General features: G+C 32.8%; 16 protein-coding genes. 14 read left to right on the top strand and 2 right to left on the bottom strand.

Annotated features, from left to right (window positions below; translation table 11 throughout):
* Positions 1-228 precede the first annotated feature (228 nt).
* From A6754_RS22200 to A6754_RS22175, 6 genes are all read left to right on the top strand, one after another.
* A complete protein-coding gene (locus A6754_RS22200; protein ID WP_066451213.1) occupies positions 229-1,050 on the top strand; it encodes a hypothetical protein in 822 nt (273 codons plus the stop codon).
* Between the two features lie 14 nt (positions 1,051-1,064).
* Positions 1,065-1,244: a hypothetical protein gene (locus A6754_RS22195; protein WP_066451210.1), complete on the top strand. Its 180-nt coding sequence runs from the start codon at positions 1,065-1,067 to the stop codon at positions 1,242-1,244.
* Positions 1,245-1,893: 649 nt separating this feature from the next.
* On the top strand, positions 1,894-2,139 hold the full coding sequence (locus A6754_RS22190; protein WP_066451209.1) for a hypothetical protein: 246 nt from the start codon (positions 1,894-1,896) through the stop codon (positions 2,137-2,139).
* A gap of 799 nt (positions 2,140-2,938) precedes the next feature.
* Positions 2,939-3,328: a hypothetical protein gene (locus A6754_RS22185; protein WP_066451208.1), complete on the top strand. Its 390-nt coding sequence runs from the start codon at positions 2,939-2,941 to the stop codon at positions 3,326-3,328.
* 466 nt (positions 3,329-3,794) lie between these two features.
* Entirely contained in the window at positions 3,795-4,100 is a 306-nt protein-coding gene (locus tag A6754_RS22180) for a hypothetical protein (RefSeq protein ID WP_066451206.1), read from the top strand.
* A 483-nt stretch (positions 4,101-4,583) separates the two neighbouring features.
* Positions 4,584-6,554, top strand: coding sequence for a DEAD/DEAH box helicase (locus tag A6754_RS22175; protein ID WP_066451204.1), 1,971 nt, complete (start codon positions 4,584-4,586; stop codon positions 6,552-6,554).
* 300 nt (positions 6,555-6,854) lie between these two features.
* Here A6754_RS22175 and A6754_RS22170 read toward each other — a convergent pair whose 3' ends face one another.
* Complete coding sequence (locus A6754_RS22170) at positions 6,855-7,196, bottom strand: hypothetical protein (protein WP_066451202.1); 342 nt, start codon at positions 7,194-7,196, stop codon at positions 6,855-6,857.
* 302 nt (positions 7,197-7,498) lie between these two features.
* Between A6754_RS22170 and A6754_RS22165 the strand changes: the two genes are divergently transcribed.
* The 3 genes from A6754_RS22165 (at position 7,499) to A6754_RS22155 (ending at position 9,501) form a co-directional block, all read left to right on the top strand.
* On the top strand, positions 7,499-8,290 hold the full coding sequence (locus A6754_RS22165) for a GIY-YIG nuclease family protein (RefSeq protein ID WP_066451200.1): 792 nt from the start codon (positions 7,499-7,501) through the stop codon (positions 8,288-8,290).
* Positions 8,291-8,355: 65 nt separating this feature from the next.
* Positions 8,356-8,793: a hypothetical protein gene (locus A6754_RS22160; protein ID WP_066451197.1), complete on the top strand. Its 438-nt coding sequence runs from the start codon at positions 8,356-8,358 to the stop codon at positions 8,791-8,793.
* A gap of 48 nt (positions 8,794-8,841) precedes the next feature.
* Positions 8,842-9,501: a hypothetical protein gene (locus A6754_RS22155; RefSeq protein ID WP_066451195.1), complete on the top strand. Its 660-nt coding sequence runs from the start codon at positions 8,842-8,844 to the stop codon at positions 9,499-9,501.
* 76 nt (positions 9,502-9,577) lie between these two features.
* On the opposite strand, the gene A6754_RS22150 is transcribed toward A6754_RS22155, so the two are convergent.
* Positions 9,578-10,189, bottom strand: coding sequence for a helix-turn-helix domain-containing protein (locus tag A6754_RS22150; RefSeq protein WP_066451193.1), 612 nt, complete (start codon positions 10,187-10,189; stop codon positions 9,578-9,580).
* A 295-nt stretch (positions 10,190-10,484) separates the two neighbouring features.
* On the opposite strand from A6754_RS22150, the gene A6754_RS23425 reads away from it, so the two are divergent.
* From A6754_RS23425 to A6754_RS22135, 5 genes are all read left to right on the top strand, one after another.
* The gene (locus tag A6754_RS23425; protein WP_082851791.1) at positions 10,485-10,643 is read left to right on the top strand and encodes a zinc-ribbon domain-containing protein; all 159 of its coding nucleotides are present in this window, start codon (positions 10,485-10,487) and stop codon (positions 10,641-10,643) included.
* A 63-nt stretch (positions 10,644-10,706) separates the two neighbouring features.
* Positions 10,707-11,225, top strand: coding sequence for a hypothetical protein (locus A6754_RS22145; protein ID WP_019156565.1), 519 nt, complete (start codon positions 10,707-10,709; stop codon positions 11,223-11,225).
* Between the two features lie 172 nt (positions 11,226-11,397).
* Positions 11,398-11,847, top strand: coding sequence for a GNAT family N-acetyltransferase (locus A6754_RS22140; RefSeq protein ID WP_066451185.1), 450 nt, complete (start codon positions 11,398-11,400; stop codon positions 11,845-11,847).
* An 891-nt stretch (positions 11,848-12,738) separates the two neighbouring features.
* Entirely contained in the window at positions 12,739-12,867 is a 129-nt protein-coding gene (locus tag A6754_RS23340; RefSeq protein ID WP_257299029.1) for a hypothetical protein, read from the top strand.
* A 77-nt stretch (positions 12,868-12,944) separates the two neighbouring features.
* Positions 12,945-13,262 (top strand): hypothetical protein, encoded by a 318-nt coding sequence (locus A6754_RS22135; protein ID WP_066451176.1) that lies wholly within the window; start codon positions 12,945-12,947, stop codon positions 13,260-13,262.
* The last annotated feature ends 185 nt before the right edge of the window (positions 13,263-13,447 follow it).

The following is a 13,447-nucleotide window of genomic DNA, read 5'->3' as shown; positions in this document are numbered from 1 at the left end:
GGGAACGTTATTATTCTTTAAATGAAAGAGGAAGAGAGTGGGAAAAGGGCGTGAGCCTTAGAGGGAGAAGCGATTGAGGAAGAAAGGGGGAAGTGGAGCGGGGGAACGTTATTAAAATTCGAGGACATAGTAGAGGGAAAGGGTTAAGGAAATGAAGTTAAAATTTCTAATTGAACTTATGTATAATAAATAAAAAGAAGATAGAAAGAGTAAAGGGAGTGAAAAGAGATGCTTTCTCTTGAAGAATATATCTCCAAAAGAAAAAAAGAAGATCAAATAAATGAATTTGATATTGAATCTAAACCTCAAAATATGCAAACATGTATGAACTATATTTTTGAATATTTTAATCAGTACCTTGATGCTTCAAAGTTAGACGAAAAGACTGTGTTAAACGAAGAGCGACTTGAAAAGTATAAAAAATCACTTCGAGACTATGAACCTGAACTTCAAGATTGGTTGGTTAGAATCTTTGAGGATTTTGACAAACAGCTTAATCGTTCCATTATTAGTTTCCTTAAAAAAGATGATTTATTTTATCTATACAATACTGAACAAGAGTTTCGGAGTGTTTCGTATGAATGTTACGCTCAGCTTATAAAGAAAAATTCTTACCTGAAAGACCAAACGGAAATGCTTTTCCTCTTTATAAAAGACCATCATCGTATCAAAAGTAATCCAAAATTGGATTTTCAAAATCTTTATATTTCAGAAGAAGTAGAGGAGTGGATTAATAAGACGTGGAACAAATATCAGGTGAACTTACTTGCTTTTGCATCAGACTATGTGTCCCGATTTTTTAATAATGAGGAAACGTGGGATGTAAAACATAGAAGTAAAAGCAAAGATGGTTGGAGGAAATATGAGTATGACTATAAACAAAAAACCAATTTATTTAATATAAACTCTCTACATAGAAGAATATCTAATAAACCATTTATCAGAGGGAAAAAGCAATTTCTTGAAATTTTGTTAATGTACTGTTGGATTCACGAAATTGATGGGGATGAATCTTATTGGCAGGAGTATATAACTAAGGTATTAGGATAAGAGAGGTTAAGAAGATGGAGACAGAAAAAGGGAATTTTGACAAAAAGAAAGCAAATGATTCTCAAATGCAAACCTTTTTATCAGGATATGATGATCAATGGAGATTAACAAAATTAGTTTCTATAAAGATGATGTTAGAGGATAGAGAAAAACTGAAGCGAAAACTTCGATCATTTTATGGGCCAGACTTTTAAAAAGAATGAGGATAACTACGTTTATAATGAAACAACAAATGGGTTAATATTTAGGGCAATCTCAGAGTTACTCATGTATTTTGAGGATTATTTTGTATTAATGAATTATATAAGAGAAGTGTACCCACCCAAAAATCTTTAGGCTAAGCTAAAAAACTTTGTTCTTAAAGAAAAAAGTCTGGTCAAGACTGAGGGGGACAGGGGCGATTATATTAGAATCGGGAACGTACCGTTGGTACGTCTCGATTCTTTTTTATATGAACAAATGATTGAATAGAAGCAGATAAAGCTAAAATTTTGGCTCCATTTCTTCGTGCTACTGTCTCTTCGCATTTAAGTTCTTCCCTATGTAATTCAAGTTCGTACCTGTTGTAAATAAGTTGGTATCTGAACAGGGGCGAAAGCGGGAGCTGACAACTATGTATGTAGACTCCAGAAGGATCGGGAAACGTACCGTTGGTACGAAGCCTGTAGTATCAAGTGTTAAAAGGGGGTTCGACATCCAATCTATTGAATCACGCCTTTTTCCGTTGTATTATTAACACATAAGCAATTGACGCTCACCTCAAAGGATATGCCATCAAATACCTCTCTGGCATTCCCATCATGCTTAACCACAAAAAATAAACCTCAAAGGAGACCTCGATTAATGAATAACTCAAAATTTGCAAAATCAATATTGAACCTATTAGGAGATAGGGTGTTAGAATATCAAGAATATCACTATGGACTGAATATGCTTGTCAAAGATGTAAATGCAGAAATAGATGGTAGAGATTTAATGGAATATATAGAAGAGGAATTAGAAGCCGAAGGCTTTAAGGACATTAGCTTTAGTTTTGGAGATGGACACTGGATGACAATACACAAAGAAAGACAACAGGTAAGAAATTAAGGCATCCTTTAAAAAGGTAGAGGATAAGGCAAGAGAGAAGGATCGATTTGCGTACCATCGGTACGCCATTCGATTCTTTTTTGTGTGATAAAAAAGGGTGAAAAATCGTGTTAGAAAGGTTTGAACAAAAAGGGGATAAGTTGTGAATAAAGGGAAAGAAAAAGAGAAGGGAATACTGCGATATCAACAAAATATACACAGATTAGGGATAAGGTTAGAGGAAAAGAGTGAAGAAGAGTTAGATATCAACAGGTTGTAAACAAGTAAGAAAAAAGGCGTGAAGAAAAGCCTGAAAAAACACCTGGTCAACCATCTTTTCAACCTTAATCCTTACTCCTACTATGGAAGAACTTAATTACATTTTCACCTTCCTTACTGTTCCGTTATCGGTACGAATTTTACCCGAAAGGGTGGTTTTTTGGGAAGAACTTGAATTACGTAATAGTGAGAAGGTTTAAGGAAGGGAAAGGGCGTGAAGGTAAGTGGGAGAAGGGGAGGGAAAGCGGGGAAGAACTTAATTTCAAAGAGACAGCTACCTTTATGTTTATTCCTGATTCTTTAAGTCCTGGTTGGGCCGATAAAAAGATATGACGTACCGTTGGTACGAAGCCTTTAGTATCAAGGTTTAAAGGGGTTCGACAGGGGTACGACACTCGAAGGATTGTAAATATTAATTGACAGGGTATAATTAAAACATAAGCATTAGATGAACTTCCTCATGGATGTGCTAAGCCTACTTCTTCAAGCACTCCCATCTGACGCTTAATCAAACTAAACCCCATATAAAGGAGACCTCGAAATGAACAAATTACAATTACAATCAGCAATTACCCAATCTAAGAATCTTGAAAGCAGTATCCGAATCTTTGTAAGTGAATCCTATCACTACAGTCTTAAAGACACCTTTAACAAGCCGTTAAGATTAGCTACAACTCTCTTATCAAACGTTATTCCGCTTAAATATTTAGTAAAAGAGTATTTTTATAATCCTGAATTATATAAGCAATTTGATGATATCTCTGATCAAATCTTCCATCATATAGATATGATTGAGGAAGCATTACAGGAGATATTAGAGTTAGGCTTGCAAAACGAAGAGGAATTTAAGCATGTGTACAGTCAGTTTAATTTCACCCGTAACTTGTATTGTGAGTTACTGGCTGAGGTATATGAAGAAGAAGCAATCTAAAAAAGAGAAAAGGATCGGGTAGCGTACCAACGGTACGCCATTCGGTTCTTTTTTTGTAAAACTTGGTGAGCAGGATGGAGTAAGGTAGGGGGAAGGTGGGGATAAGATGTGAATTAAGGAAAAGAAGAGTGAAAAGAATGGTTAGATATTAACAGGTTATACACAAAGATGGGAAAAGGAGTGAGAAAAAGCGGGAGAAGGGAAAGAGGGATTGAAGCGGGGGAGCGGAATTGCCCAAGGTTTTTTAGATGGAAACAAAGTAGACGGCAAGGATTAAGGATTAGGAAAGCCCCACCAGTTACCATATCAAAGTGTAAAGAAGGTTACTGCACTTGAAACATATTAACGATCAGTTTTGGTAAAAAATAAATTACATATAAACTGATAATAAGGGAACTAACTGAATTTGGAAGGTTTATTCTATAGCCCATTAATACAATCTAAACATAAGAAAGGAGTTAGAAACATGGAAAATTCAAAGGTTAAAGTAAGATATGAAATATATGATGATTTGATAAATAAGACGTATTACAAGAAAGAAACTGGATTTCAGATCGATAATGAGCATGTAGTCACCTTTTATGAACACAATCTAATTGGAATAGACCGAATAGGCGATAAAGTTGATGATTATTTAGTTGTGTATGATGATGATTACTTTAAAACTATTTTCTTGCAAATTGAGAATACAGATTTAGCTTGTATTGATCTTTCAAATGAAACATCAATTAGCTTTTTTAAGTATTTACTTAAACAAAGGTGTGATAAGTAGAGAGAACAGACACTAAGCAACCAAGTTCTTCTCTCGTAATTCAAGTTCAACCTGATGTAAATAGGTTGCTATCAGAACATAGGAGAGAATCATTTAAAATTGTAAAGTCCAAAAGAATCGAGAGTCATTACCGTTTTGGTACGTTTTCTCGGTTCTTTTTTGGGTAAATAAAAAAACAAAAACCGTTGACAATAGTCAAAATTGATAGTACAGTATAAAAACAATTTAATATATTATCTGCAAGTTTATATATTTTTTTCTATTGTTTTTTTATTCACTTATACAGCTATATAAGGCTGATTTACTTAGATTTACATTTTTGCAGATCCAGTATTTCTACTATTTAACTTTGGGACAAGTATGTCTGGAAGTGAGGTAGGAATAAGGATTTTTCTGCAATTATGTCTGTACTAAGTAAATCAGTCTTTTTTGCGTCTTTTTAAACAAACAAAAATAGCCGTTGTGGAGTCGGAGGAAAAACAAATGAAAAAGTCAGTTAAAAACAAGTATGCAGGAAAAATTCAAGTGTGTGAAGAAAGAAAACCGAGTGAGCCATATTTGCATCAAAAAGAGGCGTTGAAAGCCTTGGATATGGCGATAGGAAAAAGTGAAGCAAAAAGATTCTCAGGATTGTTAGTGTTACCAACTGGTGGAGGTAAAACGCAAACGGCAGTCCAATGGGTGCTAAGAAATATTATTAATGAGAATAAGAAAGTTATTTGGTTAGCTCATAGACATGAGTTACTGGAACAAGCCCTAACATCAGCTAAAAAGAACTCTTTTTCTATCTTGCTTAATAAAAGGAAGAGCTTTAGTTATAGAATTATTTCAGGTGTGCATGATAGGTGTCGCAATATAAGTAGAGAAGATGATTTTATTATTGCAAGTAAAGACAGTCTGTATAGAGGAAAAGAACACTTAATAGAAAATTGGTTAAAATACCATGATGATATATTTCTTGTTATTGATGAAGCCCATCATGCCACTGCAAAAACTTACAGAAAGATTATAGAGGTTATAGATAAAAAGGCTAATAGGCTTAGAATATTAGGTTTAACAGCAACTCCTTTTAGAACAGCAGAAGAGGAAAAGGGACTGTTGAAGAAAGTCTTTAAGGATGACATCGTGTATGAGGTATCTTTAAGAACTTTAATCAGTAGAGGAATCCTTGCAAAGCCAATCTTCAAGGAATTGAAAACTTATGTAGATATGAGAGCGGATTTAAGCGATAAGGATATTAAAACTATTGAAATGTTGGACAGTATCCCTAAAGATATTGCAAAGCATATATCGGAAAATAAGTTAAGAAATAACAGGATTGTGCAAGAGTATATTGATAATAGAGATGAATATGGAAAACTTCTGGTTTTTGCGATTAATAAGATACATGCTATTGTGTTGAATAAATTATTTACTGATAGAGGGATAAAATCTGAATACGTTATTTCATCTGATAACGATATTGTAGATGATAGTGGTTTGTCTAAAGCAAACAAAGAAATTATTGAAAAATATCGAAATAATGAATTAGACGTGTTGATAAATGTAAACATCCTTACAGAAGGAACTGACATCCCCAATATACAAACTGTCTTCTTGACAAGACCAACGATATCAGAAATATTAATGACACAAATGATAGGGAGGGCTTTAAGAGGGGAAAAAGCAGGAGGTACTGAAAAAGCCTTTATCGTTAGTTTTATTGACAGTTGGCAAAATAAGATTGCATGGGTTAATCCCAAGAAATTATACGAGGGTGAAGGTATCTGGAATGAATTAAGTAATGTAAATATAAAAACAGCACCAAGACTTATCCCGTTAAAGAAAATAGAGGAGTTTATTAAAATCGCTGATGATTCTGTTGATACAACTGACTTGGAAAGAGTAGATTTTATTAAAACAATTCCAGTAGGTTTTTATTCATTTTCACTGCCGATTCTCTCAGTAGACGGTGAAGTTAGATATAAAAATTGTGAAGTGTTGGTTTATGAAAACAATCAAAAGGCATATCAAACATTAATAAAGTCATTACCAAATTGTTTTGAATCGGATGAATTAAAAAGCACAATTGAAGAAAGTGACTTTGATTTAATTAATTCAACTGTAGTGAATAAGTTCCTTAATGATTTAGATACAATTCCAAACTATATATTCGAAGATTTAAACGATCTTATACGATACTATGCTTTAAATCGTTCAGAGCCTCTGTTTTTGGAGTTTAAAGATAGAGATAAATACGATATTTCAAACGTTGCTCAATATATATACAATTACGAATTAGGTGGAAAAAGGAAAAAGGAATATATTGATATGGTTTGGGAAGAAGAGGGCTTCTTTAAAGTGTACTTTGATTATAACAAGCTCTATTTCAGAAAATGCATTGATAATGAGATCTTAAAATTAGAGGAACCTGATATGTATGCCCCAATGTCTAATGAAAAGGCAGTAAGCTAACTCGCAGACATTATGTGAAATCAATTCTACCCTTAAATACCTCAACAAAAGTCATCATCATTCCTTGCAAAAATATGAACCTTAAAATATAGCGTTTTATAGGACAATTAAAGGAAGGAAAAAGGTATTATACATTTTCTTCCTCTGAAACTAAATTAAGTGTACAAAAAAATATGAAAAAGAGTTATCAAATTATTTGGATATTGGCAAAAAGCCACTTTATTTTTAGAGAGGGTTGGAGAACCAATAAATCCAACCCGAAATTTTTTATGAATACTAATGATGTCCAATCTGATGTAATTACGATAGGTTTCGCCATCCCTCTAAAGGATCGTGGTTCACAAATGTTACCTTCCAACATTGGTCATTAGTTATATACTCTATATTAAGCGAGACCTGATTAAATAAGGTAGCACCACCAAATATTTTAACTAAGAACGTTTGATTATATATCCTGTTTAGATCGTATAAATCTTTTTCAAGCGATACTGTACGCCTCTCCTTAAAGATTTGAATAACTACTATTGGTTTCCAACTAAGTTTTATTTTGTTTTTGATGTTTTTACCTACGTATTTCTCTATCGATTTGAATTTATGTTCAAAAGTATCCCCTTGTTTAAAAGTAAATTCAAAAAAGTCCATATGTCATCCCCTTAGGATAAGAAAGTATTATTGAAGGTGTATCTATAATTTTCATATTTGGAACATACATTGGCTTCTTATTTTTTGTTACAAGGTAGAGTATTGACTCGAAATAAAAATATGAATTTTCCAAAGGAAGGAATCAGGAGTAAAACCAGATTACTAAAAATCTTTCACTGCAATCACAACAATCAATCACACACTCCAATTACTATCTGTATTAATTTGTTTGTGCTAATCTAAAAATATTAAAAGGAGTATAGATGAATATGTTTTAGATAACCTGAATGGGGGCATTGAAGGTGGATAATTTACATGTTTGTGATTTTAGCTTCGAACACATTTATGACATCGCACCTGAAAAAGAAATAGACGACAACATTAAGGCATTCTATCCTCAGAATAAGTATGAGAATTCAAATGATCTTGTGTTACATAAGTATGGCAAGGGGCCATTTTGTAGGTTTGCGATTTCAAGAGAGCTTAGGAGAGAAGGAGTCTATCTTATAAAAATAGACGAAGAAATTAAGTATGTAGGAGAATGCGAAAATCTTGCAAACCGTTTTAACTTGGGATATGGAAACATATCACCGAGAAATTGTTTTGTTGGAGGCCAATCAACTAATTGTAGGATAAATAACGAGATTTATAAGAATTCAATAAACAATTACAATGTTGAACTTTACTTTTATGATACTACTAATAGATTTGAAGTCGAATGGGAGTTAATCAATACGCTTAGTCCATCTTGGAATAGATCTAAAGGTAAGAAAGTGGAAAATAGAAACAGCTTGGATAAATCAACTATTCCCTCTAAGCAAGTGTCGTATAAGAAATCAACTTGTAGGGAAGAAATTTTAACCGTAGTTAGAACTATTGTGGGGAATAAAGGAGTCAATGAGTTTACTGTTAGCGAGGTAGTAAAATTTATGCTGAAAAATGATTCTGGATTCAAGGAATCAACGATTCGAACACATATTACTTCAAAGTGTTGTGTGAATGCTCCGAGCCATCATGCAATTGTTTACAGTGACTTTGAAAGGATTAGTAAAGGGCTGTATAAGTTGATTAATAATGTAACTAATATCAAATAGCACAACATTAATAAATGGCAGGCATAGAGGTTATTGCAAATTTAAAAAAACAAAGTAGGTGCATCTTGAATACTGAAGCGGTTATAAGAATCAAAGAGACTGTTGATGGCTATAAGAAATTACTTGGTATCCTGGCTGAGAATGAGGATAATGAGCAAATTTGTAGATTATCTAAGAAGCGAATTTCTGAGATATATGGATTATCTTATACAGGTACATGTAAAAAGTTGGATTTCCTCTTACGGTATGGACTTGTAAGGGAAGTCGATAGAGGTTTAATAAGAACTGGAAAGAAAGTAATGGAAGCAAAACCATTCACATTACTTCAAAGAATTATGTTGTTGGTGTTAGATAAACCAGAAGTCTATAGTAGTTTTAAGCAACAGGCAGAGTTACTAAAAGAGCCATTTGAAGAAGTGCAAGTGGCATGGGGATTTTATTCATACTTTTTTGGATCAAAGTATCCAGATAAAGATGAACTTAGTTTGTTAGTTCAGGAGTAGATTTGATAGGCATGAAAATAGACAAGAAGAATTAGGAGGGATAAACCGATGAAGAAACAATATCTTGACTTAATACAATTTTTTGAGGGATACGTTCGTAATTATAGAAGGTTGAATTTGTCCAGAATTCATAATCGCTCGATGTTTACTCAAAGGGAAATTGATTACTTTGCAAATTTGGGCGAAATGCTTGGTTTTGATAGTTTTATTGAAGATGCAAAATATGATAAGAAAAAGGATCGGTCAAGACCAATGGATCTCGCTTGGTGGAAGTGGGATGAAAGAATAGATAAAGAGAATTATGTGCTTCTTGCACTGCATTTAGAAAGAGAAAACCAATGGAATAAAGATGAAGACACAATCGATAAGATCTTTTCTGATACAGAAGAAGGTTTCATTCCACATAATGTGATAGGAATTCAAAATGTAGAATCATGTGATCGAATTAAATTTCTAAACAAATTGATAGTAAGGAAGAATGCAGTTCAAAAATCAAACGTCTTAATGATATATCGCTATTATGACTTAGAATCTGATTTAGAAAGGGTATCTGCATACAATTATAATGCGAAAGGTTTATCAGAACAAAGAAGTGCCATCTGCAAGCAAGATGAATTGGGTTATTGGTTTATGTGTTTTGAAGAAGAATATGAAACATTGCAAAAGAACAAAGAGGAATCTGATTTAACCAGAAAGGTATTGCTGTGAATTCAGTAAATAAAGAAAAGCCAGGCAGTTAGTTTACTGAGCTGGCTAATTTTATGATTTCGCATACCGAAGTGTTTTACTTGTTCTTTCGCATTAAGTCTTTATCTAATTTTACTTTTTGAATCAAAGGGTTTTCTTTAGAGTAAATCTCAACAATAGCAGTAATCCAATTATCCTTCTTATTAATCTGACGATCACCGAATACCCACAAGCCAAGTTCCTCCAGGTGTTTAATCTCCTTTGATAAATTATTCTCTAAGTCAAATCTCTGACCGATTTCAACAATGTCCCATATATCTAATACATCCGCAACTGTTGTTAGGAATACTTGGACAACTTCAGTTTGCTCTTCTGTATGACAATCATGGTAATCATATCCATATTGATGTGCATGGGAGATGATTCTAACCAAGTCTCTACCACTTTGGATTCTATGAAGGAACTTAACATCTGTATGCTTTTCTGTACTCGCTTTCTTTATAGATTCATCCTCGCTAACGATGTTATCAAGTTCACTCAAATTTGTTTCTAAAGCATCTAAGACAGATAAAAGTGTTGCACTTTCTGCTGTGCCAGAGGACTCTAACCTTCGGACAGTCCTTTCACTAACTTTGGCTCTATCTGCTAACTCAGCTTGTGTCCAGAGCTTTAATTTTCTTAATTCCTTTATTTTCTGACCAGTATGCATCACTTAATCTCTCCTTGTTTTGTTTTATTGATTTTATTATAAACGCAACGGTACTAATGTTTAAGGTCAGCTATAGGACAATTAGAGGACAATATTGGGACAATTTTATTTTGTTAATAACTTTATGAAGACTACATTAAATATCTTCCACTTCTACACCAACAATTTCATTCCTACATCGAGTGTTATCTCTGTTAAAATAGTTATAAATTATTGGATGTAATTTGTAAAAACAAGTTAGTAGATGATGGATAAGAGCTACGTTGGCATTACATCGTAGCCTTTCACTATCTTAATGAAATTAGAAATAGTTGTAAAAAAACCAGAAATAGCAAAACAATGGCATCCAACCAAAAATGGTAGTACACGCCCTGATGAAGTGGGAGCATATGCAAGAGAAGAATATTGGTGGTTATGTGAGAATGGCCATAAATGGAAGAAAGAAAGCACCTAACAGTAGACGAAGTTCTAAGTGTAAATACTGTAAAAGGTAAATTTTATAATAGGGGGGACAATTATGAGTTGGGAAGAAATGTACAGTAGAGACTATCCATGTAGTTGTGGTAAAGGCACATATACAGAAGTGGTTGAAATGGATGACTGGAACAGACGAAGAGAACATCGAACAATAAACTGCCCTGAATGTGCTGAGAATGAAAAAAAAGCTAAGATAAATGAAGCTAAGGAAAGAGAAAGATTAAAACAATTGGATGAAGAAATAAAAGCCTATTTTAGTGAACGTTACATGGAGAAATGGCATTCTTACTTTGCTTCCGCAAAAAATAAAAAGGAAATTTGGACATTAGCAAAGGAAATGGGAATTGAAAGAGATAGCCTTTCTTCTTTCTATACTCGGAATAAATCCAAAGGTATGGAAACATACGTTAAGGAATTGGCAATCTCCGATAACATACAAAAGATCATGCAAGCTCTAAATATTGAAGATGTGGATTTAACATATAAGGTCGATGAAGCAATGAAGCTAAAAAGAGCAAAGTATGCAAAATCAGTTGCCGAATGGCATAGAAACCATTAAAGATAATTAACTGATGATTGTAAAATAGATAAAAAGTTCGCAAGAAATTTGGAGTGAGAAGATTAAATAATTGGCTTATTCAACTATCAGGTGTATTTTACTAACAATCGCTTCTTGTGCTAACGGAGCAGGTTAGTTTAATAAGAATTACGTAATTCGCAGGGGGATACATATGGGGAAATATGAGGTAAAGCAAATATATAATCTGTTGAGTTTTGATGTGGATAGTTTAGTAAAGCAAAGCAAAGAAGATGGTTTTCGTTTTGTAGAAAGATTAGTTAATGATTATAAAAATGGCAGTAATACTTTTAATCATTCTGGAGAAGGTTTATTTGGCGTGTTTAATGAAGAAGGTGTCATTGTTGCTATTGGTGGATTAAATAAAGACCCATTTTCAAATGAACTATCCATTGGTAGGCTGAGGAGGTTTTATGTTAGTAAAGAATATAGGAGAAATGGTATAGGAAGCCGTTTGGTAAAGAAGATAATTGACGAAGCAAAAATATATTATAAAATTTTGGTGCTTCATACAGATACGGAACAAGCTGATAAATTTTATACTTCTTTAGGATTTTCAAAGGAAAATCTTTATCCAAATTCAAGTCACTTTATGAAGTTTTAAAAGCTAATGTGTGCCATTGCTCAATAAAGGGTAATCGCTTCTTCTTGTTGAAGTAACGAGCAGATTAGTGAAAGAAAAATAATTAAAAAGGATGATGAGTATGGATGTTTTTGGAGCTATATTAAACATTATATTTTTTTTATTGGTGATTTATTTAATATCAAGAGTCTTCCACTATTTTAATGATACGAAAAATAGGTTAAACGAAATAGATAAGAAGTTAGAAGAAATAAGTGAAAAAATTTCTAACAGGGATTAGTCTAATAAGTTCCTCAACTAACGGGTGCTTTTGTTTAATATGATCGTTTAACTATGATCATATTTCAAATGGGAGAGAAATCAACAGTAGCTAACTAAAAGAGGATTTTTGAGAAGCATATAGAGAAGGTTATGGTCAGTGGTAGTAAAGAAAGCGGAACTAAAAGAGTAATGTTGATATTCTCTAATTCATTCTCTAATTCATTATCTAATCAGCAGATATAACCAATATAGAGATTAGATAACACATAGCTATGATTCCGATAATCAGCAATAAACCTTTATAAATTTTTCAACTAATAAACTACTATTTATTGATAGTTGTGCTTCCTTATTATTTAGAAACACTTCATAAAAAAAAATATAAAAACTCAATCATTATGGCATCCAAACAATTTCCAATATATTGAATGTGATCTATTGACATATTAAAATAGGTGGTTTATTATATTCCTTACAAATTATACTAATACACACCAATACTTTGGGATATGAGGGAGCAATTTATGAAAAATTGTTTGTTAGTCCATAAAGCCCAACTGAATAAAAAAGTACACTAATCCACTCGGAAAACGAGTGGATTTTTTTATGGTGTTACTTAGGCAACTGTATTAGAAAAAGGAGGAAGATTTAATGCTTGATATACACAATTCATTAAGAAGATTTGTAACAGAGGAGGCTATTCGTGACATAACTATTGATCTCATTATGCTATTGAGCGGGTTAATTATTGGAGCTTATGTAAAAATACTATTTTTTTAAATGTAATAGCACAATCTTGGTAGTGATTTACATGGTATTCCTATGAGAAAAAATATATCGCAAACAAGGTGAAGATGATGAAAGATAGAATGATTCTCGGCTATATGTTATTAGCATGCAAGCAGTTAAATTATACGAAGGAAGAAGTAAGGAATTTTATAGGAGAGCTGTCGATACTGTTGGAAACTAAAACTGAAGAAGAGATTGAAGAAGGTTTTCAATGGTACATGGAGTTAGATGAAAGCGAAAATAAAATAGAGAATAAACCAACTAAAATGGATATTAAACCAAAAAATCCAAGAAAGATAACCAGATTTCCCGAAGGTTATCGAAGCAAACTTTCAATTGAGAACGAGAAAATTATTAGACTGCTAAGAAGTATAAGTAACCCATAATTGAATATCAGGTTTTAGGGTTATAGAATTCATATATTAATAACTGTTGATATACCTTCATTTGTAAATTGTGATTAATGATGTGAGATGTCGAAAACTATTGAACCAGGGAGGAACGAGAATATGTATTTGTTATATAAGAAACACCAAACATCAATGAGTAAAGACAAGGCATTTCCAGAAAG

The sequence above is a fragment of the Cytobacillus gottheilii genome (assembly GCF_001636345.1).
GTDB lineage: Bacteria > Bacillota > Bacilli > Bacillales > Cytobacillaceae > Cytobacillus > Cytobacillus gottheilii.
Note: the sequence above shows the minus strand (reverse complement) of the source record. Positions and strands in the feature narration are given on the sequence as shown.

Bases quoted from the DNA above. Each gene is read 5' to 3' on its own strand.
- A6754_RS22200 (WP_066451213.1), top strand. From the start codon at position 229: ATGCTTTCTCTTGAAGAATATATCTCCAAAAGAAAAAAAGAAGATCAA.
- A6754_RS22195 (WP_066451210.1), top strand. From the start codon at position 1,065: ATGGAGACAGAAAAAGGGAATTTTGACAAAAAGAAAGCAAATGATTCT.
- A6754_RS22190 (WP_066451209.1), top strand. From the start codon at position 1,894: ATGAATAACTCAAAATTTGCAAAATCAATATTGAACCTATTAGGAGAT.
- A6754_RS22185 (WP_066451208.1), top strand. From the start codon at position 2,939: ATGAACAAATTACAATTACAATCAGCAATTACCCAATCTAAGAATCTT.
- A6754_RS22180 (WP_066451206.1), top strand. From the start codon at position 3,795: ATGGAAAATTCAAAGGTTAAAGTAAGATATGAAATATATGATGATTTG.
- A6754_RS22175 (WP_066451204.1), top strand. From the start codon at position 4,584: ATGAAAAAGTCAGTTAAAAACAAGTATGCAGGAAAAATTCAAGTGTGT.
- A6754_RS22170 (WP_066451202.1), bottom strand. From the start codon at position 7,196: ATGGACTTTTTTGAATTTACTTTTAAACAAGGGGATACTTTTGAACAT.
- A6754_RS22155 (WP_066451195.1), top strand. From the start codon at position 8,842: ATGAAGAAACAATATCTTGACTTAATACAATTTTTTGAGGGATACGTT.
- A6754_RS22150 (WP_066451193.1), bottom strand. From the start codon at position 10,189: ATGCATACTGGTCAGAAAATAAAGGAATTAAGAAAATTAAAGCTCTGG.
- A6754_RS23425 (WP_082851791.1), top strand. From the start codon at position 10,485: ATGAAATTAGAAATAGTTGTAAAAAAACCAGAAATAGCAAAACAATGG.
- A6754_RS22145 (WP_019156565.1), top strand. From the start codon at position 10,707: ATGAGTTGGGAAGAAATGTACAGTAGAGACTATCCATGTAGTTGTGGT.
- A6754_RS22140 (WP_066451185.1), top strand. From the start codon at position 11,398: ATGGGGAAATATGAGGTAAAGCAAATATATAATCTGTTGAGTTTTGAT.
- A6754_RS23340 (WP_257299029.1), top strand. From the start codon at position 12,739: ATGCTTGATATACACAATTCATTAAGAAGATTTGTAACAGAGGAGGCT.
- A6754_RS22135 (WP_066451176.1), top strand. From the start codon at position 12,945: ATGAAAGATAGAATGATTCTCGGCTATATGTTATTAGCATGCAAGCAG.